Annotated in this window: 17 protein-coding genes; 2 read left to right on the forward strand and 15 right to left on the reverse strand. The window is 65.5% G+C overall.

Features of this window, described 5'->3' with window-relative positions; genetic code table 11:
- Nucleotides 1-37: 37 nt before the first annotated feature.
- From PL79_RS01655 to PL79_RS01695, 9 genes are all read right to left on the reverse strand, one after another.
- On the reverse strand, nucleotides 38-541 hold the full coding sequence (locus tag PL79_RS01655) for a MarR family winged helix-turn-helix transcriptional regulator (RefSeq protein ID WP_044847376.1): 504 nt from the start codon (nucleotides 539-541) through the stop codon (nucleotides 38-40).
- Nucleotides 542-722: 181 nt separating this feature from the next.
- Nucleotides 723-1622 (reverse strand): SMP-30/gluconolactonase/LRE family protein, encoded by a 900-nt coding sequence (locus PL79_RS01660; protein ID WP_044847377.1) that lies wholly within the window; start codon nucleotides 1620-1622, stop codon nucleotides 723-725.
- 51 nt (nucleotides 1623-1673) lie between these two features.
- On the reverse strand, nucleotides 1674-2693 hold the full coding sequence (araH, locus tag PL79_RS01665) for an L-arabinose ABC transporter permease AraH (RefSeq protein ID WP_044847378.1): 1020 nt from the start codon (nucleotides 2691-2693) through the stop codon (nucleotides 1674-1676).
- 30 nt (nucleotides 2694-2723) lie between these two features.
- Nucleotides 2724-4286, reverse strand: a complete 1563-nt coding sequence (araG, locus tag PL79_RS01670) for an L-arabinose ABC transporter ATP-binding protein AraG (RefSeq protein ID WP_044847396.1) — start codon at nucleotides 4284-4286, stop codon at nucleotides 2724-2726.
- A gap of 20 nt (nucleotides 4287-4306) precedes the next feature.
- A complete protein-coding gene (locus PL79_RS01675) occupies nucleotides 4307-5320 on the reverse strand; it encodes an arabinose ABC transporter substrate-binding protein (protein ID WP_044847379.1) in 1014 nt (337 codons plus the stop codon).
- 87 nt (nucleotides 5321-5407) lie between these two features.
- On the reverse strand, nucleotides 5408-6337 hold the full coding sequence (locus PL79_RS01680) for a Gfo/Idh/MocA family protein (RefSeq protein WP_044847380.1): 930 nt from the start codon (nucleotides 6335-6337) through the stop codon (nucleotides 5408-5410).
- Between the two features lie 24 nt (nucleotides 6338-6361).
- Nucleotides 6362-7291, reverse strand: coding sequence for a dihydrodipicolinate synthase family protein (locus PL79_RS01685; RefSeq protein WP_044847381.1), 930 nt, complete (start codon nucleotides 7289-7291; stop codon nucleotides 6362-6364).
- Between the two features lie 50 nt (nucleotides 7292-7341).
- Entirely contained in the window at nucleotides 7342-8700 is a 1359-nt protein-coding gene (locus tag PL79_RS01690) for an MFS transporter (RefSeq protein WP_044847382.1), read from the reverse strand.
- 332 nt (nucleotides 8701-9032) lie between these two features.
- Nucleotides 9033-10784 carry an IlvD/Edd family dehydratase gene (locus PL79_RS01695; RefSeq protein WP_044847383.1) on the reverse strand — a complete coding sequence of 584 codons (1752 nt, stop codon included), beginning with the start codon at nucleotides 10782-10784 and terminating at the stop codon, nucleotides 9033-9035.
- 114 nt (nucleotides 10785-10898) lie between these two features.
- On the opposite strand from PL79_RS01695, the gene PL79_RS01700 reads away from it, so the two are divergent.
- Entirely contained in the window at nucleotides 10899-11849 is a 951-nt protein-coding gene (locus PL79_RS01700; protein WP_044847384.1) for a LysR substrate-binding domain-containing protein, read from the forward strand.
- A gap of 165 nt (nucleotides 11850-12014) precedes the next feature.
- On the opposite strand, the gene PL79_RS01705 is transcribed toward PL79_RS01700, so the two are convergent.
- The 5 genes from PL79_RS01705 to PL79_RS01725 all read right to left on the reverse strand — a co-directional run bounded on the left by PL79_RS01705 (nucleotide 12015) and on the right by PL79_RS01725 (nucleotide 24543).
- Nucleotides 12015-13754, reverse strand: a complete 1740-nt coding sequence (locus PL79_RS01705) for a ShlB/FhaC/HecB family hemolysin secretion/activation protein (RefSeq protein ID WP_044847385.1) — start codon at nucleotides 13752-13754, stop codon at nucleotides 12015-12017.
- A gap of 58 nt (nucleotides 13755-13812) precedes the next feature.
- Nucleotides 13813-14079 (reverse strand): hypothetical protein, encoded by a 267-nt coding sequence (locus PL79_RS01710; RefSeq protein ID WP_044847386.1) that lies wholly within the window; start codon nucleotides 14077-14079, stop codon nucleotides 13813-13815.
- A gap of 207 nt (nucleotides 14080-14286) precedes the next feature.
- Entirely contained in the window at nucleotides 14287-14553 is a 267-nt protein-coding gene (locus PL79_RS01715; protein ID WP_082088688.1) for a hypothetical protein, read from the reverse strand.
- Nucleotides 14550-23654, reverse strand: a complete 9105-nt coding sequence (bcpA, locus tag PL79_RS01720) for a contact-dependent inhibition toxin BcpA (protein WP_082088689.1) — start codon at nucleotides 23652-23654, stop codon at nucleotides 14550-14552. The genes PL79_RS01715 and bcpA overlap by 4 nt, the downstream gene beginning before the upstream one ends.
- A 412-nt stretch (nucleotides 23655-24066) precedes the next feature.
- The gene (locus PL79_RS01725) at nucleotides 24067-24543 is read right to left on the reverse strand and encodes an OsmC family protein (RefSeq protein WP_044847387.1); all 477 of its coding nucleotides are present in this window, start codon (nucleotides 24541-24543) and stop codon (nucleotides 24067-24069) included.
- A gap of 94 nt (nucleotides 24544-24637) precedes the next feature.
- On the opposite strand from PL79_RS01725, the gene PL79_RS01730 reads away from it, so the two are divergent.
- Entirely contained in the window at nucleotides 24638-25294 is a 657-nt protein-coding gene (locus tag PL79_RS01730) for a GntR family transcriptional regulator (RefSeq protein ID WP_044847388.1), read from the forward strand.
- A 143-nt stretch (nucleotides 25295-25437) separates the two neighbouring features.
- Here PL79_RS01730 and PL79_RS01735 read toward each other — a convergent pair whose 3' ends face one another.
- Nucleotides 25438-26496, reverse strand: coding sequence for a LacI family DNA-binding transcriptional regulator (locus PL79_RS01735; protein ID WP_044847389.1), 1059 nt, complete (start codon nucleotides 26494-26496; stop codon nucleotides 25438-25440).
- Nucleotides 26497-26581 lie beyond the last annotated feature (85 nt).

Here is a 26581-nt window from a genome sequence, read left to right on the forward strand (position 1 = left end):
GGCCGCACGGGCCCGCGCCGTCAGGTTCGGAAACGGATCAGCCGCGCAGGTTGCGCGAGAACAGTTCGAGCGCGCGCTGCACGTGCGCGGCGTCGTCGGCGGAGATGTCGCCGAGCATGCGCGCCTCGAGCGGGCGCAGCACGCCTTCGCATTCACGCAACATCGCCGCGCCTGCGTCGGTCAGCGTCAGCAGGATGATGCGGCCGTGCGACGGGTCGGCCTCGCGCGTGACGAAACCGCGGGCGGCCATCACGCTCATCACCTCGTTCGCCGATTGCGGCGTGATCCACGAGCGCTCGGCCAGTTGCGCGTTCGACGAGGCGCCGCGCGCCTCGAGCACCGACAGCGCCGTGTATTGCGCGAGCGTGATGCCGAGCGGCGCGAGCGCGTCGGTCATGTGACGGCGCAGCAGCCGGTCGAGGCCGCCGATCACGTAGGTCAGGCGCTGTTGCACGCGCGCCTTCGGCTTGTCGCCCGTCGCGCGGGCAGCGTTCTTCGCGGCGTTTTTCGGGTTCGCGGGCTTGGTCGGGGTGGAGCTCATGGTGCGGGCGGGATGGGATTGCGGGCCATCTTACCAGCAGGTCGGCGGCGGAACGGGCGTTCCGCGAAGCCGGAACGGCACGGCGCGCGCACGCAAGCGCGGCAAACCGCGGGCCTGAACGCGACGCCGCCGCGTCAGCGGCATCCCATGAACGGGATCCTTACAGTGCGCGAATGCGCGATCAGTTGCGCGGCGCGCCTGCGAATCGCGCGGTCGGCAGCCCCGCATGGCGCGTCCGGGCGACGAACACGCCGCCGGCATCGGCATCGCTCGCCAGCGCGTCGTCGCCCAACCCGACACGCGCGCTCGTCACGTACAAGCGGCCTTCACCGTCGATTGCGACGCAGCTGGGCTGCGCGGTCGGCACGGCCACTCGATCCGTCTCGATGCCGTCCGGCCCGTAACGTACCACGCGCCGGCCGCCCCATTGCGCGTTCCACAGCCCGCCGTCGCGATCCATCGTCGAGCCGTCCGGGTCGCCATCAGCATCGGTCAGTCGCGCGAACGGCCGCACGTTGGCCACGTCGCCGCCCGCCCGGTAATCGCAGACGAGAATCTCGCGCACCATCGAATCGCAGAAATGCATCTTCGCGCCGTCCGGCGAGAACGCGATGCTGTTCGCGATCGCGGCCGCCGGCAATCCAAGCCGTTCGAGCGTGAGGTCCGGATTGAGCCGGTAGAAGCCGCCGACCGCGCGCGGCGGATCGCCGCCTTCGTCCTTCATCCCGAACACGAACGCGCCGAACGGATCGCAGCGGCCGTCGTTCAGCCGCGTCGGCAGGTCGGGTTCGACGTCGACGATCCGCGTGAATTCGCCGCTGCGCAGATCGAAGAACGCGAGATGCGTCGCAAGCCCGACCAGCAGCACGTCGGGATCATGCGTGAGCGCGAAGCACGCGAGCCGTTCGGGCATCGGCCACTGCGCGAGGTCCGAGCCGTCCGCGCGGCAGCGCCACAGCCGCGCGCCTTCGATGTCCGTCCAGTACAGCGCGTGCGTCGCGTCGCACCACGTCGCGCCTTCGCCGAGCGTGTTGCGGCTGTCGACCAGCAGCGCCGCCGCGCCCGGATGCGTCTGTTGCATGCCGTCTCCCGATATCTTTCGCATTCGTAGGCGGCCGCGCGTGCGTCAGGGTCAGATCTTCATCGCGCGCCGCTGGTTGCGACGATACTGGTCGAACAGCACCGCGAGCAACAGAATTCCGCCGCGTATCAGATATTGGTAAAAGGTCGGCACGTTCAAGAGGCTCATCGCATCCTGCACGGAGCCCATGATCAGCACGCCGACCAGCACGCCGGAGATCGTCGCGACGCCGCCCGTCAGCGACACGCCGCCGAGCACGCACGCGGAGATCACGCCGAGTTCGAGACCGACCGACGTCTTCGGGTCGCCGAGGCTCATCCGCGACGCGAGCATCACGCCGGCGAAGCCGGTCACGAGACCCTGCAGCACGAACACCGCGATCTTGATGCGCATCACCGGCAGCCCCGCGAGCAGCGCGGCCTCGCCGTTGCCGCCGACCGCCAGCACGTTCTTGCCGAACACGGTCTTGCGCAACAGGAAGCCGAACACGACGAAGCCGACGATGTTGCTCCAGATCGGATACGAGATGCCGAGGAACGACCCGCCGCCGAGATCGAAGAAGCGCTCTTCGGAGATCATCACCGCGTCGCCGTTCGACGTGATGAACGCGAGCCCACGCACGACTTCCATCATCGCGAGCGTGACGATCAGCGAGTTGATCCGCCAGCGCGCGATCAGCACGCCGTTCACGAGCCCGACCGCGCCGCCCGCCAGCACGCCGGCTGCGATGCCGAGCACGACGCTGTGCGTCGCGGTGATCAGCGTCGACGCGACGACGCCCGAGAACGCGACGATCGACGCGACCGACAGGTCGACTTCGCCGAGCGCGAGCACGAACATCATCGTCACCGCGATCGAGCCGATCAGCGTGACCGACAGCAGCAGGCCCTGGATGTTGCGCGGCGTGAGGAAGTCCGGCACGGTCAGCGACAGCGTCGCGAACAGCACGAGAAACACCATCACGATGCCGGAGCGGTTGATCAGTTGCCACACGCCGCCGCGCGCTCGCGCGGGCGCGGCTGCGGCATCGGGGGACGGGGAAGTGCGTTGGGGTTGCATTGCCTGGCTCATAACGTTTGCTTTCCGGTTGACTGCAGGCCGCTAGCGCGGCAGCGCGAGCTTGATCAGCGCGTCGGGTGTCGCCTGCGCCTTCGCGACCTCGCCCGCGATCCGTCCTTCCTTCATCACGATGACGCGGTCCGCCACGCCGATCACCTCGGCCAGATCGCTCGACACGATGATCACCGTGCGGCCCGCTTCCGCGAGTTCGTAGAACAGGTTGTAGATTTCCGCGCGCGCGCCGACGTCGATGCCGCGCGTCGGCTCGTCCATCAGGAACACGTCGATGCGCTCGGCCAGCCAGCGCGCGAGCACGACCTTCTGCTGGTTGCCGCCCGACAGCGCGCCGATCGGCGTCTCGCCGTCGCGGGTCTTGATCGCGAGCCGCTCGATGTATTGCTGCGCCAGCTCGCGTTCGCGCCGCGCGTCGAGCAGCACGCGCGCCGGGCTGAAATGACGGCGCGCGCTGATGTTCAGGTTGTCGGCCACCGACGCGATCGCGACGATGCCTTCCTGCTTGCGGTCCTCGGGGCACAGCGCGATGCCGGCGCGCACCGCGTGCCGCGGGCTCGCGAACGCCACGCGCTTGCCGCCCAGCTCGACATGCCCGCCCGTCGGCCGCGCCGCGCCGTACAGCAGCTTCATCAGCTCCGAGCGGCCCGCGCCGACGAGCCCGAAGAAGCCGACGATCTCGCCGCGCCGCGCGGCGAACGACACCGGCTCGGACAGGCCGGGCCCGACGAGCCCCTTCGCCTCGATCAGCACGTCGCCGGCCGTGCGCGGCCGGTAGCCGTACACGTCCTCGATCGAGCGGCCGACCATGCAGCCGATCAGGCGGTCGCGGTCGAGCTCGGCGACCGATTCGAACGTCTCGATCCGGCGGCCGTCACGGAACACCGTCACGCGATCGCACAGCGCGTCGACTTCCTCCATCCGGTGCGTGACGTAGATGATCGCGCGGCCCTCGGCACGCAGCGAACGGATGATGCGGAACAGCTGCGTGGTCTCGCGCGCGGACAGCGAACTCGTCGGCTCGTCGAACGCGATCACGCGCGCGTCGCGCATCAGCGCCTTGCCGATCTCGATCATCTGGCGCTGGCCGATCGACAAATACTTCACCGGGATGTCCGGGTCGATGTGCTCGCCGAGCCGCTCCAGCGCATCGAGTGCGCGCACGGCAAGCGCGCGCTCGTCGACCACGCCGAGCCGGCTCGGCAGCTGGCCGAGCATCAGGTTCTCGGCGACCGTCAGCTCGGGTACCAGATGCAGCTCCTGGTAGATGATCGCGATGCCGGCCTCGAGCGCGGCGCGCGTCGACGCGAAGCGCTGCACCGTGCCGTTCAGCGTCAGCGTGCCGGCCTGCGGCTGATTCACGCCGGACAGCACCTTCAGCAGCGTCGACTTGCCCGCGCCGTTCTCGCCCATCAGCCCGTGCACCTCGCCCGCGCGCACCGACAGCGACACGCCGTCGAGCGCACGCACGCCCGGGAACGTCACCGTGATGCCGTCGAGCGCGAGCAGCGCGCCGCCGGGCGGCGGCGGCGCGGTGCCGGGCGTGGCCACGTCGTCGTGGCGCGAACTGGCCGTCATCATCTGCATCGTCATCGCGTCGTCGCCCCGCACGTTCAGATGCCGAGCTCGGCGCGCACGGCCTGCCAGTTCGCGCGCGTCATCAGCTTGCCGCTCGTCTGCGTGTCGGCCGGCGGCGTCTTGGCGTTGCGGATCCAGTCGACGAGGTTCTGCGTGCTGTCCTTGCCGTGATTCGTCGAGCTGACCGCGATCGTCCCGTAGAAGCCGGTCGGCTCCTTCTTCTGGAACTCGGCAAACGCCTCGCCTGCGCCGTTGATGCCGACGCCGATCACGTCCGCGGCCGGGATGTGCAGCTGTTCGGTCGCGCGTACCGCGCCGAGCACGGTTTCCTCGTTCAGCGCGTAGACCACCCACTTCTTGATGTTCGGATGGCGCGCGAGCACAGGCGCTGCCGCGCTGAAGCCGCCTTCGTCGTCGGTCGTCTTCTGCGGCGCGTCGAAGATGTTTTCCTTGCGGAAGCCGTTCGCGAGCAGCGCCTGCGTCGCGCCGTCGGTGCGCAGCTTCGCGGTCGGCAGCTCGTAGTTGGTGACGCGCAGCGCGCCGACTTCCTCCGGCTTCCAGCCGCGCCGCTTCATCTCGTCGGCGATCGCCTGGCCGACCTGGTTGCCGATCTTGGTCGCCGACATCCCGAGGTGCGGCACGTTCGGCAGCGGCTTGCCGGTCGAGTCGACGAGCTGGTCGTCGACCGTCACGAACTTCATGTTGTAGCGCTTCGCGCGCGACGCGATCGCCGGCCCGAGGCGCACGTCGGGTGCGCAGATCACGAAGCCCTGCGCGCCTTGCGAGCCGAGGTTGTCGATTGCGGCAAGCACCTTCTCGCCGTCCGGCGTGCCGATCTTCACGACCGAGAAGTTCTCCTTCTGGCCGAGCGCGGACGCCGCGTTCTGCTCGTTGATGAACCATGCCTGCTCGGGCATCTTCACCAGGAAGCCGATCTTCAGCGGCGCGTCGGCGTGCGCGGCGCCCTGCATCCCGAGCGGCGCGAGGCAAAGCGCGGCCAGCAGCGCGCGCAACGTGTGGCGGCGGATCGTGTGAGTCGTGCGGTTCATGCGGTGTCTCCTTGTCTGTTGGCTTGGGTCTTCAACTCTCGTCGTGCGCGTTTCGTCGTGCGCGGTCGCGCTCGCGGCGGCACGGTGTCAGCGGCCGAACGCGTCGGTCCCGACGCGCCGCCCGAACAGGAATGCGTCGGCGACGAGCCGCAACGGCCGCACGTCGACGTCGCTTGCGCCGCGCGCGATCAGCGCGCGGAACTGCGCATACAGCGCCGGGTACTCGCGCTGCGGCCCGAGCTCGACCGGCTCGCCCGCAATCGACAATTGCGCGCCGCCGCGGCTGATCGCGAGCACGCCGTCCGACGTGTCGACCGCGATCTCCCATTGCTCGACGGGGCCGTGCCGCCAGTCGAATTCCGCGCGCACGGGCACGCCGTGCGTATCGGCGCACTCGAGGTCGGCCGCGATCGGCATCTGCGCGTCGCTCGGCACGTAGAGCGTCGCCTCGCGCAGCACGAGCTCGCGCGGCAGGATCCGCGTAACGATCGACAGCGCGTTGATGCCGGGATCGAACACGCCGAGGCCGCCGGGCTCCCAGATCCACTGCTGGCCCGGATGCCAGCGCCGCACGTCCTCCTTCCAGCGCACCTGGACCGCACGGATCGTGCGCGTCGCGAGCCACGCGCGCGCCGGTTCCACCGCGCTCGCGCAGCGCGAATGCCAGGTCGCGAACAGCGTGAGGCCGCGTTCGCGCGCGAGCGCGTCCAGCGCGGCCACTTCGCCGAGCGTCGCGCCCGGCGGCTTCTCGAGCATCACGTGCTTGCCGGCCTCGAGCGCGGCACGTGCCTGCGCGTAGCGCACCTGCGGCGGCGCGCACAGCGACACGGCGTCGAGCTCGGGCTCGGCGGCCAGCAGCGCGCCCAGGTCCTGGTAGTTGCGCACGCCATCGACTTCCGCATGACGGCTCGCGCACGCGGTCAGCACGAAACCCGGTTCGGCGGCGATCGCCGGCAAATGCTGGTCGCGCGCGATCTTGCCGATCCCGATCACGCCCAGTGAAATCACGTCGCTCATCTGCGTTTCTCCTTCGCCACTTGCTCAGTGCGCCCAGCGCAGCACGAGCGGATCGAGCCGGCGCGCGATCGCGAGCAGCTCCGCGCGCGTGTCCGGGTGCAGTTCCGGCATCGGGTGCCGCGGCCGCTCGCACGCGATCACGCCGCCGGCGCGCATCAGCGCCTTCGCGGTGAGGATCCCGGACTGGCGGTTCTCGTGATTGATCAGCGGCAGCCACGTCTGATAGCGCGCGAACGCCTCGTCGTGCCGCCCTTCGCGGAATGCTTCGAGGATCGGCCGGATGCCGTCCGGAAAGCCGCCGCCCGTCATCGCACCGGTCGCGCCGGCATGCAGGTCGGCGAGCAACGTGATCGCCTCCTCGCCGTCCCACGGCCCTTCGATCGCGTCGCCGCCGAGCCGGATCAGCTCGCGCAGCTTGTTCGCCGCACCCGGCGTCTCGATCTTGAAGTACGCGACCTGCTCGATCTCGCGCGCCATGCGCGCGAGGAACGGCGCGGACAACGCGGTGCCGCTCGCGGGCGCATCCTGGATCATGATCGGGATGTCGATCGCGTCCGACACGCGTGCGAAGAACTCGAAGATCTGCGCTTCGGGCACGCGGAACGTCGCGCCGTGATACGGCGGCATCGCCATCACCATCGCCGCGCCGAGCTGCTGCGCACGCAGGCTGCGCGCCGCGCACACCTGCGTGCCGTAGTGCGACGTCGTGACGATCACCGGCACGCGGCCGGCGACGTGTTCGAGGATCGTGCGCGTGAGCACGTCGCGTTCGTCGTCGGTGATCGCGAACTGCTCGGAGAAGTTCGCGAGGATGCACAGCCCGTCCGAGCCCGCGTCGATCATGAAGTCGACCGCGCGCTTCTGGCTTGCGAGGTCGAGCTCGCCGGTCTCGGAAAACGTCGTCGGGACGACGGGGAAGATGCCGCGATAGCGCGGCGTGCTGCTCGATGTCATGGTTCGGTCCTGCGTCGGTCGAAGCGGCGTTCAGCCGGAAAACACGGGGTTCAGGATTCGCCGGCGAATGTGCCCGCGGCCGGCTCGGGCGCGCGCAGCGCGGCGCGCACCACGAACGTCATCAGCACCGCGAACAGCAACGTCGCCGCGAGGAAGTACAGGCCGGCCGCGAGGCTGCCGGTCGACGCCTTGATCAGGCCGATGCCGTACGGCCCCAGGTAGCCGCCGAGATTCGCGAGCGAATTGATCGCGGCGATGCCGACCGCCGCGCTCGTGCCGGTGAGGAATTCGCCGGGCAGCGCCCATACGACGGCCTGGATCGAATACAGCGAGAACGCGGTCAGGCAGATGAACAGGAACTGCAGCGCCGGTTCGCGCACCCACGCGCTCGCGGCCATCGTCACGGCGGCGGCCGCCGACACGACGACGATGTGCCAGTAACGCTCGCGCTTGCGATCCGAATGACGCGGCACGACGAGCAGGCCGACCACCGCGAACAGGTACGGCACCGCGGACAGCATCCCCGTCGCCGCATCGCCGGTGCCGAACGCGTGGATGATCGTCGGCAGCCACAGCGACAGCCCGTAGATGCACAGCGGAAACGGCAGGAACAGCGCGGCGAGCAGCAGTACGCGGCGGTCGCGCAATGCGGCGAGCGGATTGCCGTGCGAATCGGGGCGATACGTGTCGCGATCGGCGGCGAGCTGCCGCGCGATCCAGCGGCGCTCGTCGTCGTTCAGCCAGCGCGCATGCGCGGGCGATTCGGGCAGCAGCCGCAGCGTGGGCCACGCGAGCAGCACGGCCGGCAAGCCGCTGACGACGAACAGCGTCTGCCAGTCCGACAGGCCGAACAGCCCGTGCGTCGACAGCAGCCAACCGGCGAGCGGGCCCGTCACGATGCCGGCGAGCGGCTGCGCAAGGACGAGCAGGCCGATCACGCGGGCACGGTCGCGCATCGGGAACCATTGTGTGAGGAAGTACAGGATGCCGGGATAGAGGCCGGCTTCCGCCGCGCCGAGCAGGAAGCGCAGCACGTAGAAGCTGGTCGGTCCCTGTACCAGCGCCATCGCCATCGTGATCACGCCCCACGTCGCGAGGATGCGTGCGAACCAGACGCGCGCGCCGAAGCGTCCGAGCGCGAGGTTGCTCGGCACCTCGCACAGGAAGTAGCCGATGAAGAACAGTCCGGCGCCGAGTCCGTATGCGGCATCGCCGAGGCCGATCGCCGCGTTCATGTGCAGCTTCGCGAAGCCGACGACGGTACGGTCGACGTAGGCGACCACGTAGATCAGCGCGAGGAACGGCACGAGCTTGCGCGTGAGCACGCGGGTCAGTTGCCGTTCGTCGACGGCTGTCGGCGAATCGGACTGGTCCGCCACGGCGTGCGCGGGGGGGTACTGCGTCGTCATCTTGTCTCCTGTCGGCCACCGTTAGCGCTTTAGCGCTTACGGGGGCCCCATGCTTTGCGGTCGGCCACCGTTGGCGCTTTAGCGCTTACGGGGGCCCCATGCTTCGCGGTCGGCGTACGTTGGCGCTTTAGCGCTTGCGTACGCCCCGAGCTTTACGGTCGGCCTACGTTGGCGCTTTAGCGCTTGCGTACGCCCCATGCTTTGCGGTCGGCCCGCATTAGCGCTTTAGTGCTTGGGTGCCCCCCATGCTTCCCGCTCGACCACGGCCGGCGCGTCAACTTGTTTCCCTCAGGCCCCGCCACAATCCGCGTCCCTGCACGGCTATGCGCCGCTCAATGCGAATGGCTCGGCACGTCCGCGCCGCGCGTGCCGACCAGGAAGTCGAGGTCGCACCCTTCGTCGGCCTGCAGCACGTGATCGATATACAGCCGCGCATAGCCGCCCTTGCCGAGCTGCCCGGCCACGCCCGGCGCCGCGGTCGGATCGACGTCCGACAGGCGCCGCTGCAGTTCGTCATCCGAAATGTCCAGATGCAGCGTGCCGGCCTCGCAGTCGAGCTCGATCCAGTCGCCGTTGCGCACGGCGGCCAGCGGCCCGCCCGCGGCCGCTTCCGGCGCGACGTGCAGCACGACCGTGCCGTATGCGGTGCCGCTCATCCGCGCATCCGAGATCCGCACCATGTCGTTCACGCCCTGGCGCAGCAGCTTCGGCGGCAACCCCATGTTGCCGACCTCGGCCATCCCCGGATAACCGCGCGGCCCGCAGTTCTTCAGCACCAGCACCGAGCTCGCGTCGACGTCGAGCGCTTCGTCGTTGATCGTCGCCTTGTAGTGATCGAGGTTCTCGAACACCACCGCGCGGCCGCGATGCTTCAGCAGCTCGGGGCTCGCCGCCGACGGCTTCAGCACCGCGCCGCGCGGCGCGAGATTGCCGCGCAGGATGCAGATCCCGCCGTCGGCGATCAGCGGCCGGTCGAGCGGGCGGATCACCTCGTCGTCGTAGTTCGGCGCTTCGCGCACGTTGTCCCACAGCGACTTGCCGTTGACCGTCAGCGCGTCCGGATGCGGCAGCAGCCCGCCTTCGCCGAGCCGGCGCAGCACGGCCGGCAACCCGCCCGCGTAATAGAACTCCTCCATCAGGAAGCGCCCCGACGGCATCAGGTCGACGATCGTCGGCGTGTCGCGGCCGATGCGCATCCAGTCCTCGAGTTCGAGCGGCACGCCGATGCGGCCCGCGATCGCCTTCAGGTGGATCACCGCGTTGGTCGAGCCGCCGATCGCCGCGTTCGCGCGGATCGCGTTCTCGAATGCGGCGCGCGTCAGGACCTTCGACAGCACGAGCCCTTCGAGCGCCATCTCGACGATGCGGATGCCCGACATGTGCGCGAGCACGTAGCGGCGCGAATCGACCGCCGGAATCGCCGCGTTGTGCGGCAGCGCGACGCCGAGCGCCTCGGCCATGCATGCCATCGTCGACGCGGTGCCCATCGTGTTGCAGGTGCCGGCAGAGCGCGACATGCCGGCCTCGGCCGACAGGAAGTGGTGCAGGTCGATCTCGCCCGCCTTCAGCGCTTCATGCAGCTGCCACACGGCCGTGCCCGAGCCGATGTTCTTGCCTTCGAGCTTGCCGTTCAGCATCGGGCCGCCCGACACGACGATCGCCGGCACGTCGCAGCTCGCCGCGCCCATCAGCAGCGCGGGGGTCGTCTTGTCGCAGCCGGCGAGCAGCACGACCGCGTCGATCGGGTTGCCGCGAATCGCTTCCTCGACGTCCATCGACGCCAGGTTGCGCGTGAGCATCGCCGACGGCCGCAGGTTCGATTCGCCGTTCGAGAACACCGGGAACTCGACCGGGAACCCGCCCGCTTCGGAGATCCCTCGCTTCACGTGCTCCGCGAGCTTGCGGAAGTGCGCGTTGCATGGCGTCAGTTCGGACCACGTGTTGCAGATGCCGATGATCGGCCGGCCGTCGAACTCGTGATCGGGGATGCCCTGGTTCTTCATCCAGCTCCGGTACATGAAGCCGTTCTTGTCGTTGGTGCCGAACCATTGGGTGGAGCGCAGCCTGGGTTTCGTTGCCGACATCGTCAGTCCTGTGGTGACGGGATACCGGCGCAGTCTAGGCAGAATTTTGATAACTGGCTAATGACGTTTTAGGCGATTACGATATCGATTCCGATATCGATATAAACCCGTACGATGCCCGAAGCCAGCCCGTGGGGAAACCGCAGCCGCCTGAAGACGCGCCAGCTCCTGCTGGTCGTCGCGCTCGCCGACGAAGGCAGCATCCACCGCGCGGCGGCCGCGCTGAGCATGACGCAGCCGGCCGCGTCGAAGCTGCTGCGCGAGCTCGAGGAATCGATCGGCGCGGTGTTGTTCGAGCGGCTGCCGCGCGGGATGCGGCCGACGCTGTACGGCGACGCGCTGATCCGCCACGCGCGCGCGGCGCTCGGCAGCCTCGACCAGGCGCGCGAGGAGCTGGCCGCGCTGAAGGCCGGCCATCTCGGGCACGTGGCGGTGGGCGCGATCACGTCGCCGGGGCTGCGGCTCGTGCCGCCGGCCGTCGCGGCCGTCAAGGGGACGCATGCGAACGTGCGCGTGTCGGTGACGATCGACACGAGCAACGTGCTGCTCGAACACCTTGCGCAGGACAAGCTCGACATCGTGCTCGGCCGGCTGTCCGCCGAACACGACAAGCTGCACCTGCGCTACGAGCCGCTGACCGGCGAGCCGGTCGCCGCGGTCGTGCGGCCGGGCCATCCGCTGCTCGCGCAGGCGCCGCTGTCGCTCGCCGACGTGCAGCGCGCCGCGTGGGTCATGCCGCCGGCCGGCAGCGTGCTGCGTCACCGCTTCGAGCTGGTGTTCCAGCGCGCGAGCCTCGCGCCGCCCGCGAACGTGGTCGAGACGGCCGCGCTGCTGTTCATCACGCAGCTGATCGAGCAGAGCGACATGATCGCGGTGCTCGCGGAGGACGTCGCGCTGTACTACGCGCGCCACGGGATCGTCACGGTGCTGCCGCTGGAGATGGATTGCCGGATGGACGATTTCGGGATCATCACACGCACGGACCGGCTGCCGTCGCCGGCTGTCGAGGTGATGGCCGATGCGATTCGGGCGGCGGCTCGGGAGGTGTACGGGGTCGTGTTGTGAGGCGGGGGCAGGGTTCGCCGCCGCGGCTTGGATCACCGGGGCGCCGGTCGTGGCTCTCCGGCAATAGCGCCACGAGCTAGGCGATCAGCAAAGCCGTCAGTTCTCGATCCTCGCCGGCGTCGTCTCCGACGACGCCGGGCCGAGTACCGGATTGCGCGCGCTTCATCAGAACTGTGCGGTGACCTGAAAACCAACCGTCACGCGTGCCGTAGGAAACCCGGACGGTTTGTAGATCGGCGTGCCGGCAAACAGGTCGTAACCGTAGGCGCCCAGTCGAGTCGCGACGCTGCCCTTCACGCCGATGACTGCACCCGCCAGTTGCGTGCCGACGAGCGTGACCGGCTGGGGGCCCCATACGCGGCCGTAGTCGATGCCCGCATACACCGCCCGCCCGGTCTGGCCGATCGGCGCCTGCAGTTCGTTGCGCCAGTAGAAGCCACGGGAGGCGGCCAGCATCGTCTCCCCGTCGAATCCGCGTACGGTGTAACGGCTGCCGATCGTCAGGTCGTCGATGTAGTACAGCGTGTTGCCCGTGTACTGCCCGTGGAACGTCGTCACGTAGCGGAACGGCTGCTGCGCGATGGTGAACGGCACCGACAGATTCGCGTCGAGCACGGCCATTTTGTAGCGGTAGGTCGGGCCGCCGTCCGCTGCAAGGCTGTCGTCCTGCGCGCCAAACGCACCGATGCCCTGCCGGTACGCGAGCGTCCCGTCGAACTGCGCATTGCCGAAATAATGGCGATCGGTCAGCCCGAATTCGACGAACGTGTTGTTGCGGCGCTGCTGCGGAATTTCGGTGTCCTCGATGAAGCTCTGGCTGAAGCGGCGCGACAAGCGGAACTGCGCGCCGAACACATCGTTCTGGCCACGCGACAGCACGCGGTTCAGCTTGAAATCAACCGTCTTCGAATTGCCGCTCGCGATGAACGTCTGGTTCACGCCGGCGATTTGCTGGTAGTACGTGTTGGTGTACGCCGATAGTGTGGCGGTCCAATAGCCCCACGGGATCGAGTAGAAGCCGTTCCAGCCATGCGAGCCGAGTCGCTTGTCGCCGAATTCCAGATCCTGGCTCACGCCAATGTTGAAGATATCGTTCAGGCCAAGGGGATTGTCGATACCGAGCGACAAATTGCCCTGAAGGCGGCCCGTAGCGCGCGTGCCCGAGTTGTCGATCGAAGCGACGACCGTCCAGGGCTTAGTGCGCTTTACGTCGAGCACCACGTCGCTTTCGCCGGGAACGTCGGCTGGGACGATCTGCATCGATACGTCCTGGCTCGTCATGCGCTTCATCTGTTCGAGGCCTTGTTCGAGGTCGCGCAGGTTCAGTAGTTCGCCGTCGCGAGTCGGGAAGGCGGTTTTCCACGTGCCGCGGAGTTTTTCGTCGGCGAAACGCACGTTGCGGATTACGCCGGGGATCAGCGAAAACTTGAGGGTGCCGGTCGACAGATCCTGTTCGGGCACAAGCACGCGCGTGGTGACATACCCGCGCGCAAGGATCGCTTGCGACAGGCCCTTGACGAGCATGTCGAGACCCTGTTTGCCGACGCACTGGCCCGAGTAGTGCCCAAGCCATTCACGCGCGAATGCGAAGCGGTCCATCGGCAATGCCGATGCGCCTTGTGATTTCAGGGAGGGAGGCAACGCATCCGGTACGTCGAGTATGAAACGCTCGATTTGAAAGCAAGGCGTTTCCGAAGGCAGTGTTGGATACTCGGCACTCGCCACCACTTCCGATCGCACCCCGGGCGCGGAGACTGCTCGTTCGCGTTCGCGCGCCTCTTCGTGCTGTCGAGTTTGTTGGTCGTTGCCCGGAATGATCGGGCGAGGAGCTTCCTGTGCCGACGCACTGGTCGCGATAAGCAGCAGTGCCTCAGCAGCAGAGTTCCCCCGGAGAATAGTTCTCATGTGTTTTTCTAGATATCTGATCGTTGGCGACAATTCAGTCGAGTATGTTATCGGCGCATCACTTCTTGTCCGGTTCGTCGGCCTTCACTTCGTAGCTCTTTCGCGCCTTTTTGTAGCTGTTATCAAAGGGCTTGATCTTCAGCATATGCGCTCGACTGGAAATGCCTCCAATGGCCATCATCGCAAAGCCAAAGACGAATGCCGCAGCCCTGATCCATCGGGGCATTTTGTCAACCCCGAGCCCCCCCGCGGCCAGGGCTAAGCCAATCAAAAAAAGGACAACTCTAAGCCACCCCGTGAAATTGCCGTCTTCGAGGAGTTTCATTTTAACGTGACCGGCATACTGATTACCCAAAGACGCACATTAATAAAATGTACGAGCGGCAACCATACCAATTAAATCATAATAATCCTGTTCGCGTTTTACCTTGATCTACGCTGCAACCGCCACCAACGCCACCGATATTGGTATTCTTCCTAGCACTAACACCACCAACTCCAATAATCGTTGCCGCTCCATTGCCTGGCGAGTTCATAATCCCCTATCGTGATCTTCGCTACGGCTTGCTTTGTAGCTATCGCGGGCTTTCTTGTAGCTGTTGTCGAATGGCTTCAAGTGCAGGATGTTCGCACGCTCCGCGTATGTTCCAGTCGCTAGAACAATCATTCCGACGACAACCCCGAAGAACATGAGCAACCCGGATAGCAAATAATAAGCTGTAGCAGCTATAGCTATACCAGCCGCCCACAATCCGACACGAAACCAAGGAGCGAAATTCCCATCATTTATGATCTTCATTTTCTATTTTCCACTGAATCGTTAAGTTTCTTTCCTGCATCATTGAATGTGCCGGTACCCTTGATCCAATTCCCGAACTCTGTAAAGAAAGTTCCAGCTAATGGATATTTATTCGCTACCCCCCCGAGCGTCAGATCCACGACGCCCCCTGCGACATAATTGCCTGGGTTGGGACGGGCCATTTGTGTAACGAAATCCGCCACCCATCCAGTAACCGTCGATCCAAACGCGATAGCCTCAAGGGCAGGGGTAACGGGAGTAGGAAGCGCCGCTCCTGTTGCTGCGGCCGCACCGATTCGCCCCGCATTCGTCGAAACCATCGACGCCGTATCCGCCGTCGTGTTCCTCACATAGTTCACATCCGATTGATCGAATTTCGTAAATGGTCCGGTCACGTTGCCCCGCCATCCGTTACTCGACGGCCGATCATAGTTGAACTGGCTCGGCACCTGACTCGATGTCGCCGAGTTGGCGTTCGCAACAATGTACTGCTGCAATTCGGGGTTCGTCTGCGCCGTCACCTGCGTTAGGATCGGTTTGCCATCCGCCGTCGAACCCGCATACATCCACTTCGCCCCTGAATCCGTGGGCCCTTGGCCCACCAACGTATCGGGCGCGCCGGACTCATGCCCATTCGCGAACGTGTCCACGCCCATGATCCGCATCTGATCCTCGATCTGCGCCTGCGTGTACTTACCCTTACTTTTCTCGGCTAGCTGCTTCGCCAGCGTCTTTTCCTCAGGATGCAACTGCCGATTGAACCGATCCACGTTGTACCCCGAGAACGCTCCCGATTCCCCGCCGACGGCCGCACCAGCCCCTGTCGCAAGCACATTCGCCACGATATTGCCCAGTGCCTGATTCATATTGACGTTACCGGTCGGATCGCTGCCTGCGATCGCACTACTCAGCTCATTCAGCTTGCCCGACGCGATCGAAGCAATCGCCGCACCGGCGGCACCACCTACCACATTTCCGCCCGCCAACCCCGTTACCAACGCCGCACCGGCACCTTGCATCAATGCACGGTTCGCTCCGCCCTCCTTCCAAGCGTCGACACCGGCCTGATCACCGTTCGCGGCGGCGTCTTTCATCATCTTGTCCGCGTAGTCCCCGATCCGGCGCGACACCGCTTCGCCAGCCGCACTGGCCGCAGCCATCATGTCCGCTTGATTGCTCAAGAGATTCTGCATGTCGGGGAGTTTGGCGACCGTACCGTTCGTATTCGTCGTATCGCGGTTCAAGCTCGCCACGTCCTGCTTCTGGTTTGCCGCATCCGTAATCGTGACGGTCCCCGCGCTTACGCCGCTCTTTGTCGTTGCACTATCACTGCCGCTGTCGCTCTGTCCGAGCATGGGCGCGGCGCCGCCAGCATTCTTCCCCGACGCGCTGCCATGCGTGCTGTAATTCATCCCGCCATCGCCGGTCGTCGCGCCTGCACTGAAGCCGCTTGAACTCGCATCGTAGTGCGACTGATTCTGAATGTCCGAGAAGGACAGCGAACCCGTCGTCAGCGTGCTCTTCGACGCATCCGCTTCACTCGCGATTAGCCCGCCCTTCAGGTCGGTATTGCCGGTGACGTTGATATTGAAGCCGCCATCGCCCGCGTGAATTCCGGCTTGCTCGTTGACGCCCGCATAACTGCCCGTGGCATTGCCCTTGCTCTGGCTGAAGCTCGCACTGGCGCCGCCTTGACTGATGCTGAAGCCGCCACCCGAACTCGACTGATGCGCCGCGCTCGTCAGCGTATCCTGCACGCTGACGATGTTCAGATTCCCGCCCACGTCGGCGTTCACCTGACTGCCCTTCACGTTCGAGCCGATGATGTTCGTGTCGCCGCCCGAGATGATCGTCACGCCGTTTGCTGCATTCACGTGACTACTGTTCTGCGTGGCCAGATCGCTGTTGCCGTCGCCGTTGGCCTTCGACATCGCCGCCGAAATACCAAAGCCGCCTGTGCCGACCGACACGCCCAAGCTCGCGCTCTTCGATTCGTTCGTGCTGCGCGTCGAATCGGTGTCCGTTGTATTGACGATATTGACCTGATTCTTCGCTGCCAGAATCACCTCGTTTGCGTTCACGTTCGAGCCGGCGATCGTCACATTGCCACTGCCTGACTGACCATTGCCGGTCGCCGCGAACGCAGCTGTTCCGCCCGCGGTGACGCTGGAGCCGCGATTCGTCACACTGTCCTCAGTGAATGCGCTCTCGCTGTGGCTACTGCCGACGCTGACTTCGACTTTGAACTGCGGCGTTTCGCCCGCCCCCAGCGCCCGGACCACATCGCCCGCGGCCACGTTTGCATCCCACGCCGCGCTTGCCGCTGCCATCCCGTGCAACGCTGCCGCACGACCATCCTGGCTATTGCCGGCCGCACGCGATTGCCCCACGGCATTCGACACCGCGTCGATCACCGGCGCCTTCAACGCCAGCGTCAAGCCACTCTTCGATGCTTCCTGTGTCTCGCCGCGGCGATGCGTATCCTGCGCCGAGTCGATCGTCACGTTCGCACCTGTGCCGCTGAGATTCTGCGCGGCAATCAGGTCGCTTGCCGTCACGTGCAGGTCGTTCCCGGCCGTGATGCTGACGTTGCCCTTCAGCGAGCCGATCGGACTGCCGTTGTTCGATACCTCGTTCGTCTGACTGGTCGTCTTCAGCGAGCTACTGCCGACCGACACAGACAGGCCACCACCCGACATCAGCCCCGATTCCTCCTTGTTGTAGTAGCTCGACGACTGCAAGGTATCCTGCGACGTCGCAATCGTGACGTTGCGCGCAGCAGTGAGCGCAACATCGTTCGTTCCAACGATGGTACTGCCCTGAACGTTGACGTCCTTCCCGCTGACGATATTCACGCCGTCCGCCGATACGAGACTGGCCTGATTCAACGTCATGGTCTGGTCGATCCCGCTCGCAATCTTCACGCCGCTCACAACATTGCTATGACTATGCGTTTCATGCGAATTGAGTTCGTGCGTCTCGGTTGCTGCGGCGACGTTCACGTTGCCGGCCGCCAGCAGGTTCGCATTACCCCTGTCAAGGCTGATCGCGCTGCCGGAGAGCGTAATGTCCTTGCCCGACACGATATTGACCGTATCACCGCCCTTGAGCGTCGTGCCTGTGAGCGCCTGATCGGACGTGTGCAGCGTCTCCGCGTAGCTGCCGTGACTGTCGCTGCCCGAACTGTTGCTGTTCACGGTCGACGTCGCACTCGCCGCGCCGAGCGTCACATTGCCCTTGGCGGCAATCGTGCCGCCTTGGCCCAAATCGACCTGTGCCCCCTTGGCTGTCAGGTCTCCGCCAACGCCGATCATCGATTGCCCGCCGACCGCCACCGAGCTGCCGGTGACTTTGTTGATGTCGGTATTCGACACGCCGTTCGCGCGCTGCACGATCTTGTGCTCGCCCGCCTGGACCGCACCGAGATCCCAGTTGCCGCCGACATTCATCCCGAGGTTGCCGCCGACCGACAGGTTGCCCGCGCTCTGCTTGAAGTTCCCGCCGGTGACGATCGATGCATCATCCGCGACATCCAGCTTCGCGGTCGGCCCGAGCGTTGTCACCACGCTCGTCGCACCGTCGCGGCTCACGCGCGTGTTCGTCTTCGTTGCCGTATCGAGAATCAGGTCTTTCCCGGCGTCCAGCTGCAGACTGCCGGCCTTCACGTTCGCCGACGTCAGGTCGATGTTGTTCTCGGTCTTCAGCGACATCAGCCCGCCGCTTTGCAGCGCGCCGAACGCGTTGTCGATCTGCTTGCCCTGGATCGCCAGCGTGTTGTCCGCCTTGATCGTTCCGCTATTGGTAAATGACTGCGCGTTCTGGAAATCGATGTTCGTCGCGCTGATCAATGGGCCGTTGATATTCTGCTGGCTGGCCTTGGCGAGATACACGACCGGCACGAGCACCGTCTGACCGTCGACCACGCGCGTTTCCATCATGATCACGTTGCTGGTCAGCTTCGACACCTGATCGGCCGACAGGCTCGCGCCAATTGGCAAATCGAGCGACTTCGAAAAATCCGCGCCCGCTGCCATCAACGATTGGTACATCGTCTCCAAGTCCGCGTACGGTCCAATCACCGCCTTGCCCGTCAGCGCAGTGACTTCGTTACGCACGAGCTGCTGTTCGTAGAAGCCGTCGCCGAGTCGCTTCGGGATGTGCGTGAGGTCCACACCGAGCTGACCGAAGAAATAGTCACTCGAAATGAAGTTCTTCTGGTTCGTGAAAGCCGGGTTCGTCTCGATCACATAGCTTGCGTTCGGCGCAGCGGTCGGTTTGAACAGCCCTCCCTGCGGAATCGTGAGGTTGTCGAGCACGTTCAGCGCGGTCGCGCTCGCGATGATTGGGTTGACCGGCGCGGGCGGACCTCCGTGCACCGACGACGCCCCCGATTTCGCGCCGCTAGCGTTACCACTCAAATTCGTCGGCGTGAGACCCGGTACGGACTGACCAGGCAGCAAACCGAGCGACGGAATCGATGCGTTACCGGCCGTGTTGTTGACGCTGACACCCGTACCCGAAATCGTGCCGTTCGAACTCATCGTCGAGAAGTAGCCGGGCAGCGTGTAATCCTTGATCGACGCAGGCGCCGCCTGTGTGTAGCCACCCGGATGCCCGGTCACGAACGGCGCATTGCCGAACGGCAGCTGCCAATCGTGCTCCGTATTGTCATAGTTGTTGTAGTGATATTGCCCGGAGTAGGAAACCGTCACGCCCGGCAGTGTCTGACCGGATGCTGCCCAGCCGTCGGCGTCGTAATGGGCCGGCATCTTGATGTCGCCGACCGCCGCGAGGTTGCTCCAGTAGTTTTGCAGCGTGCCGACCGACGATGCATCGATCTTGCCGCCCGAAACGATCTGCGCGGCCGGACTGAGGTCCGTCACGGTCGTCGCCGTCGCGCTATCCGCGTAGTAGGTCGTGAACTGATACGTGCTGTTCCACTGACCGCCATGAGGCGGCTCGGTATAGACGCCGCCGATGCTCTCCGGATCCTTCACGCCAACCTGGCCCGTGCGGCCGCTGATCGGAACGCCGAACTGTGCGAGCGATGCCGGATCGATCTGGCTGGTGGAGGTCTTCATCACGCGGCGCGTGCTCGTCACCTTGTCGGCGTGCAGTTCCATGTCTGCGCCGGACTGGATCAGCGCCGATACGTTGTTGACCAGCGCCGCATTCGTGTAGTTGCCGCTCGCGTCCTTGCCGCCTGCCAGCACGACCTTGCCCATGCCGAAGATGGCCGTCGTCGCCATCGAATCGGTCGCGGTCGTGTCATCGCGGTTCTCGATGTCGCGCGCGAGGATTTCCAGCGTACCGTTGCCGTCTGAACCGCCAATCAGCGCGGTCGCGCCGAGGTTCGAGATCGTATTCGTCGCGTTGAGCGAAACGCTGGCGCCCACGAGCGCACCAGTATTGGTCAGGTTCGTCGATTGCGTGTGCAGCAGGCCGCCGGCCGTCAGGGCACCTACGTTGACGATGTTGCCCGCGTTGACGCTCAGGTTGTTGACCGACTGCAGGTTCGCGTTGTTCATGAAGGTGCCCGGCAACGTGAAGCCGAGGTCGTGGCCTACATTGAACTGGGTGTCGGCCGTCGCCGTATAGTCGCCTTGAAGGCTCACGTTGGCGTCATGCGTCGCGCTATATGTACCGCCGCCCAGCAGCGTGGCCGCCGCGACCGACAGATCGTGCGTCGAGCTGATCTGGCCATTGGTGTTCGTGATCGCGCCGGTTGTCGTGACGTTCACGTCGCCGTTCGAATTCGTGACGTTGCCAATCGTGCCGCCGCTGTTGTCCAAGGTGTCGCCTTGAACATGCAGCGATGCGCCGCTGAGCTGACCACCTTGCGTGTTGCTGATCGACGCTGCGCTGACCGTCACATCGCCGTTACCGGTAATCGCGCCCATGCCCGCTACACCGCCGGCGTGGCTGTTGGCGATCTGGCTACCGCCTTGCACCGTCATCTTGCCCGCGCCGAGGTCGACAATGGCGCCGTCCGCGTTGTCGATCGAGGCCGATTGAATGGCGAGCGTGCTGGTGTCGCCTGCAACCGATTGCCCCGCCTGGATGTGGCCGCTTCGGTTTGACAAGGCGCCGCCGCTCTTCAACGACAGCGACGCATCCGATCGCAGCAGGCCCTGCGCGTTGTTCACGTCACCCGTAATCGTGGCGTTGATGCCGCGTTGCGCGGCGAGGATACCGCTCACGTTGTTCCAGGCGGCCGCGTTGACGATGGCTTGTCCCTTCGTCACGATGGTGCCCGACGCGTTGTTCAGCGCGCTCGATCCATTACCGGGCGCGATCGTCAGCGTACCCGTGCCAGCGTGCGTAATGGTGCCGCCCGTGTTGTTCAACTCGGCAGGGGTGAGCGTCAGGTCCGTGCTGTTGGTCTGAATCACGCCGGCAGCCGAGTTGTCGAGCGTGCCGCTGACGTTCATCCCCATCGCCGACGATCCATACTGCGTGATCGTACCGCCGTGGTTCACGAGGTTCGCTGCCGTCAGCGCAAGCTGATTGGCTTCGAGCTTGCCGCCGCTGTTGTCGAGCGTCGAATCGGCGGTGACTGACAGGTTTGGTGCAACGATCGATCCGCCCTGGTTCGTCATCGAGCCGGTGCGGATCGTCGCGTTCGTGCTGGCGCCGAGCTGACCGCGATCGTTCGACAGTGTGCCGCTGGTGACGCTCAGGTCCGTGTTCGATAACAGCTTGCCATTCGCGTTGTTCAACGTGCCGCCGACGGTTGCCGTCAGTCCGTTCTGCGCGTTGATCGAGCCCGCCGTGTTGTTCAACGTGCCGGTTTGCACGACGACGCGCCCGTTGCTCGCGATCGAACCGCCTACGTTCGACACGGAACCCGAACCGCCTCCGAGCATCAGAGTACCGTTGCCTGCATGCGTGATCGTGCCGCCGTCATTAATGAGCGCGGTGGGGGTGAACGTCAGGTCGGTGCTGTTCGTTTGCAGCGTGCCGCCATTCGAGTTGTCGAGCGTACCCGACACGTTCACGCTCATCGCGCCGGCGCCGGTCTGCGTGATCGTGCCGCCATGATTCACGAGGTCGGTCGCGTTCAACGACACCTGGTCGGCCTGCACGGTGCCGGCGCTGTTGTCGAGGGTCGTCGCGCTCACCGTGGCCGTATTGCCGACGATCGCCCCGCCGTCGTTCGCAAGGTGCGCACCGGCATCCACCGCGACGTTTCGTGCAGCCTGCAGCGTACCGCCGCTGTTGTCGACCGACTGGCCCGCGACACGCAAATTCGTGTTGGAAGTCATCGCACCGCGGTTGACAACGTTTGCGCCGCGAACCGAAACATCGCCGTTGCCGCCGATGACACCGCCTTGTGCGCCGTTGGAGGTCATTCCTGCGGCGTTGGTCAATTGGCCGCTCGTCGTCACCGACAAGCCATCGCCGTTGAGCGATGTGATCCGCCCTGCCGTGTTATCCAGTGACGCACCGGACACTGTCATGCCGGCCGCGCTTTGAATCGTGCCCTGGTTGTTCGCGATAGCGCCGCCATGTAGGTCGGCCGTGCTTTCGGAGATCAGTTCACCGGACTGGTTGGCGATCTGGCCTGCCACGTTGACCGACAGCGGACCCTGCGACGAGACCTTGCCGCTTTGATTCGACAGGCTACCGCCGGTCAATGTCGTGCTGCCGCCGCTCGACAGGCTGCCGTGATCGTTGATCACCGTGCCGGACGCATTCGCCTGAATCGCGCCTTGCGCGCTCGTCGTTGCGTTCGACAAGTTCACGTCGCCGGCCGTCGCGTTCAGCGAGAGATTGCCGTTCGCCGCCGTCCGGGAGCCGGCAAGCGTCACGCTGGCGCCGGTCAGCGATGCGTTGCCGCCCGCGACGTTCTGGCCGATTGCGCTCAGTTGGCCCGATGCTGTCAGGCTCAGGTCACCACTGTGCCCAACGGTGCCGTCGTTGCTTACGCCCGCGCCGAGCGTGCCGGTCGAGTTGACGCTGCCGGCATTCACTGTCGTATTCTGCCGCGCCGCGAGCGTCCCGCTGTTCGTGAGATCGGCGGTTGTGCTGGCCGACAGCGATTGCTGCGCGTACGTCGTGCCGTCGTTCTGTATGCCGCCGGTCGCCGACAGCGCGAGATTGCCGCTCGCGGTCGTCTTGCCTGTGAGTACGAGCCAGCCGTTCGACTGCAGCGTCAAATCGCCCGCCTGCGCCGCGATCGTACCGGCGCTGGCCACCCCTACGCCGTTCTCGTTCGAGGCGAGGAAGATTCGATTGCTGTACATGCCTCCCAACTGGCTTACATCGATGGCAACCGACGACGCGGGACCATCGCCAGCGATCGGCGTCGCGGCAAGCGTGTCGTGATTGATCTGGCTCGCGCCGGCGATCACGTTCAGATTCTTCGCGTAGACCGCTGCGTTCACCTGCACCGCGCGCGCAATCAGATCGACCTGATCGATATTGGCCGCATTCAGGCCTGCACCAGCAACGGTCACGAGGCCGCGATTAACGTTGTAGCCGGCGAGCGACCCATCGGCACCGTAAAACGGCACGCCGGTTGTCAGGGTCGCGCGACTGGTATTGAGAAATCCCCCGCCGTCGACGAAGATGCCGGACGGGTTAGCCAGGACCAGTTCTGCACGGGCGCCTGCGATCTCGACTGTCCCACGGATCTGGGACGGATTCGGGCTGTTGACCTGATTGACGATGATCCGCGCGGCCTGCCCGGCGCCGTAGTTCGGGTTGCCGTTGATCCAGCCCGCCTGCTGCGTCTGAACCATCGTGGCCGAGTTGTTCAGGATCGCACCGGCCTTCTGCACATCGAACTGGTTGTAGGTGTTGACCGAGACGCCTGCGCTCGACGGCCGCGCCACGTTGACTTGCGGCAAGCCGTTCGGCGTCTGGATCACCTGCGTGGTGGTGCCGGGCGTCGGGACGATCTGCGCACCGGACAAGGCGGGCAGCATGCCGAGCACGGCGACGCCCGCCGCAACGGCGCGCGTGCCGGACGCCGATGAACGCCATCGTGCACGGGCTTCGCCCGTTGCCGATTTCCGCTCGGCCGTCACCGTCTCTGCAACGGCCACCACAATACCCCGAAGCCTGGAATACACCAGGCGGTGCGTATTCTTGTTCATTCTTCTCGACGCGGCCCGCGTCCGTTCATTGGTTCTTGAACCCGAGCCTACCGAAGCACCAAAAGAACGACTATCAACAATTGCCAAACCGTTGAATTGAAACCACAAATTTCGAATTTCAGACGCGTCCAATTGACACGCACCGCGAGCGCCTCAGATTTATTCAATAAGGAATACGAATAGTCAATTCGATCGACTTATCAATTTCCGGATACAAACGAGTATCGGTTTCTCTGAGCGATGAACCGCGAGGATCTCTCGTCATACCTCGCCAGCGAAAACACGTCGCCTAGGCGAGAGCGCGGGTGCAAGCCGCGGCTTCGGCTTCCCGACCTCTGCCAGCACGAAATGGCACGTCACGCTTGCATTGCTTGGGGAATAGAACGCTTCAACGCCCTCTCCCCGGCATGCATCACGCTTCCGCGACCTCGATCACCGGCTCGCACCGGATCGGGAAGTTCACGGAGTTCGCCACATAGCACTTCGCATGCGCATCATGATGCAGCCGCTCGGCCAGCTCGCGATCGTCGCCCGCCTGGATCGTCACGCGCGGATGCAGCACGATTTCGGTGAAGCGCCCCGGCCCGGGGCTATCGAGCATCGTCCCTTCCGCGTCGTCCACATACGCCAGCACGCGGATGCCCGCATCGGAACACAGATGCAGATACCAGAGCTTGTGACACGCCGAGGCCGACGCGAGCAGCAAATCCTCCGGATTCCAGCGCGCCGCGTCGCCGCGGAACGCCGCGTCCGACGAGCCCGGAATGTCCGGCTTCGAACCCGCGCGGATCACATGATCGCGGCCATATTCGCGATACCCCGACGTGCCGGTTCCCAGGTTGCCGGTCCACTCCACTGCCACGCGGTACTTGTGTTCGCCATGCGCCATCTCGCTCTCCTTCGATATCGGAACGTGAGGTCATCATTGTGGCACCGGAATGCGGTTTGGTATACCATTATTCCAAAGTGAGGAGCGCAGGAACATGGAAGCCAGACTCGATTCGACGGCGGACGCGGTGGCCGCATCGTTGCGGGAGATGATCATCAACGGCGAGTTGCAGGCAGGCGAGCGGCTCGTCGAGCGCGACCTCGCCGAACGCTTCGGCATCAGCCGGATTCCGATGCGCGAGGCGATCCAGCGCCTCGAACGCGAAGGATTGCTGGATATCTTCAGGAATCGCGGCGCTGTCGTGCGGATGCTGAGCGCATCCGACGTGCAGGAGATCTACGACATGCGCACGCTGCTCGAAGGCGACGCGATCTACCGCAGCGTGAAGCGGCTCGACGACGAAACGCTCGCGCGCGCGGAACTCGTGCACCGGCTGCTCGGCGAATCGAACGTGCCGCGCCGGCAAGGCGAGCTGAACCGCGAATTCCATGCGCTGCTGTATTCATGCTGCGGCAACGAGCGGCAGTTGAAGGCGATCGCGGAGCTGCGCAGCCAGGTCGAGCGCTACGAGCGACTTCAGGCAACGTTGCTCGCGGATACGCCGTCATTCCAGGTCGAGCATGAAGAAATCCTGCAAGCGTGCCGCGAACGCAACGCACGTGGCGCGCGCGCGATGACGGTCGCGCACCTCGATTCGGCCCGGCGCATCGTGATGCGGCTCGTCGAGGATGATCTGCGCCTTGGGGCGTGATCGAGCCACTCGTGTGATTCCATCTACCGACCCGCGGCCGGCCTCTACTCAGGCTTAGCCCGTCGGCTTCGGCTTCGGCTTCGGCTTCGGCTTCGGCTTCGGCTTCGGCTTCGGCTTCGGCTTCGGCTTCGGCAAGCATGACACTACGCGACGCGCCCCGCGTGGCCGCCTTCTCCCGCTAAGCCATCGCGCACCGCCCCTGTCGTCCCGCGCACCACCAGCCGCGGCACCGACGCCGTCCGCACGCGCGATGCATCGTCGACCTGACCGCCCGCCTCGCGCAACGCGTTGAGCAGTTCGACCGCGAGCCCCGCGGCCTCGGCGGTCGGAATCGCGACGGTCGTCAACGTAGGACGCGTATCGCTCGCCAGATGAATATCGGTGATGCCGACGATCGACAGATCGTCAGGCACACGCCGGCCGCGATCGGCGGCCGCGTGCAGCGCCCCGATCGCGGGCAGGTCGTTGGTCGCGACCAGCGCGGTCAGCCCGGGATGCGCGTCGAGCAGCCGGCCCGCCGCACGCACACCGCCTTCGATCGAATCGGGTTCGGCCGCGACGATCGACGCGTCGAGCCCCGCTTCGCGCATCACGTCGACGAAGCCGTCGTAGCGCGCCGCCTGCACGCCGCTCGCCGAGCCGCCGACGATCACGCCGATCGTCTTGTGCCCGAGTTCGACCAGATGCCGCGTCGCAATCCGCCCCGCCTCGCGAAAATCCACCGCGACGCACGGCAGGCCTTCGGGCGGCGCATCGGGCCGCTCCCACAGACACAGCACGACCGGCACGCCGCGCCGCGCGACGTCGACCAGATCCGGCAGGTGCAGGTTCGCGTTGGTCACGAGAATCCCCTCGGAAATCGTGCCGGCGATCTGGTCCAGATACGCGCGCCCCTGCAACGGATCTTCGTTCGTATTGCAGACGATCAGGAATTGCCCGTTACGCCGCACCGCGCGCTCGACCGCGAGCGCGAACTCCGGATAGAACGGGTTCGCGATGCTCGACACCATCAGCGCGACCGTCGGCGCGCGCCCTTCCGCCAGCGCCCGCGCGGCCAGATGCGGCCGGTAGCCGAGCGCCTGCACCGCTTCGAGCACCCGCGCGCGGGTGGCTTCGCCGACCCGGCCGCGGTCGCGCAGCACGTTCGAGACCGTCGCGGCCGTCACGCCGGCGCGACGGGCCACTTCATCCAGTGTCGCCATGATTTGCCCACTATATGAGACGTCGATCCAGTATTTGCTTCGCTCACCGAAGCGGCGCACTATCGCCGCACACCCTGCCGCCCGA

It is taken from the genome of Burkholderia sp. USMB20, assembly GCF_000949135.2.
Taxonomy (GTDB): Bacteria; Pseudomonadota; Gammaproteobacteria; order Burkholderiales; family Burkholderiaceae; genus Burkholderia.

Excerpts from the sequence above, each read along its gene's own strand:
- PL79_RS01695 (WP_044847383.1), bottom strand. The coding sequence starts at position 10,784 with ATGTCGGCAACGAAACCCAGGCTGCGCTCCACCCAATGGTTCGGCACC.
- PL79_RS01705 (WP_044847385.1), bottom strand. The coding sequence starts at position 13,754 with ATGAGAACTATTCTCCGGGGGAACTCTGCTGCTGAGGCACTGCTGCTT.
- araG (WP_044847396.1), bottom strand. The coding sequence starts at position 4,286 with ATGACGATGCAGATGATGACGGCCAGTTCGCGCCACGACGACGTGGCC.
- PL79_RS01730 (WP_044847388.1), top strand. The coding sequence starts at position 24,638 with ATGGAAGCCAGACTCGATTCGACGGCGGACGCGGTGGCCGCATCGTTG.
- PL79_RS01680 (WP_044847380.1), bottom strand. The coding sequence starts at position 6,337 with ATGAGCGACGTGATTTCACTGGGCGTGATCGGGATCGGCAAGATCGCG.
- PL79_RS01655 (WP_044847376.1), bottom strand. The coding sequence starts at position 541 with ATGAGCTCCACCCCGACCAAGCCCGCGAACCCGAAAAACGCCGCGAAG.
- PL79_RS01675 (WP_044847379.1), bottom strand. The coding sequence starts at position 5,320 with ATGAACCGCACGACTCACACGATCCGCCGCCACACGTTGCGCGCGCTG.
- PL79_RS01710 (WP_044847386.1), bottom strand. The coding sequence starts at position 14,079 with ATGAAACTCCTCGAAGACGGCAATTTCACGGGGTGGCTTAGAGTTGTC.
- PL79_RS01715 (WP_082088688.1), bottom strand. The coding sequence starts at position 14,553 with ATGAAGATCATAAATGATGGGAATTTCGCTCCTTGGTTTCGTGTCGGA.
- bcpA (WP_082088689.1), bottom strand. The coding sequence starts at position 23,654 with ATGAACAAGAATACGCACCGCCTGGTGTATTCCAGGCTTCGGGGTATT.
- PL79_RS01735 (WP_044847389.1), bottom strand. The coding sequence starts at position 26,496 with ATGGCGACACTGGATGAAGTGGCCCGTCGCGCCGGCGTGACGGCCGCG.
- araH (WP_044847378.1), bottom strand. The coding sequence starts at position 2,693 with ATGAGCCAGGCAATGCAACCCCAACGCACTTCCCCGTCCCCCGATGCC.
- PL79_RS01690 (WP_044847382.1), bottom strand. The coding sequence starts at position 8,700 with ATGACGACGCAGTACCCCCCCGCGCACGCCGTGGCGGACCAGTCCGAT.
- PL79_RS01725 (WP_044847387.1), bottom strand. The coding sequence starts at position 24,543 with ATGGCGCATGGCGAACACAAGTACCGCGTGGCAGTGGAGTGGACCGGC.
- PL79_RS01700 (WP_044847384.1), top strand. The coding sequence starts at position 10,899 with ATGCCCGAAGCCAGCCCGTGGGGAAACCGCAGCCGCCTGAAGACGCGC.
- PL79_RS01660 (WP_044847377.1), bottom strand. The coding sequence starts at position 1,622 with ATGCAACAGACGCATCCGGGCGCGGCGGCGCTGCTGGTCGACAGCCGC.
- PL79_RS01685 (WP_044847381.1), bottom strand. The coding sequence starts at position 7,291 with ATGACATCGAGCAGCACGCCGCGCTATCGCGGCATCTTCCCCGTCGTC.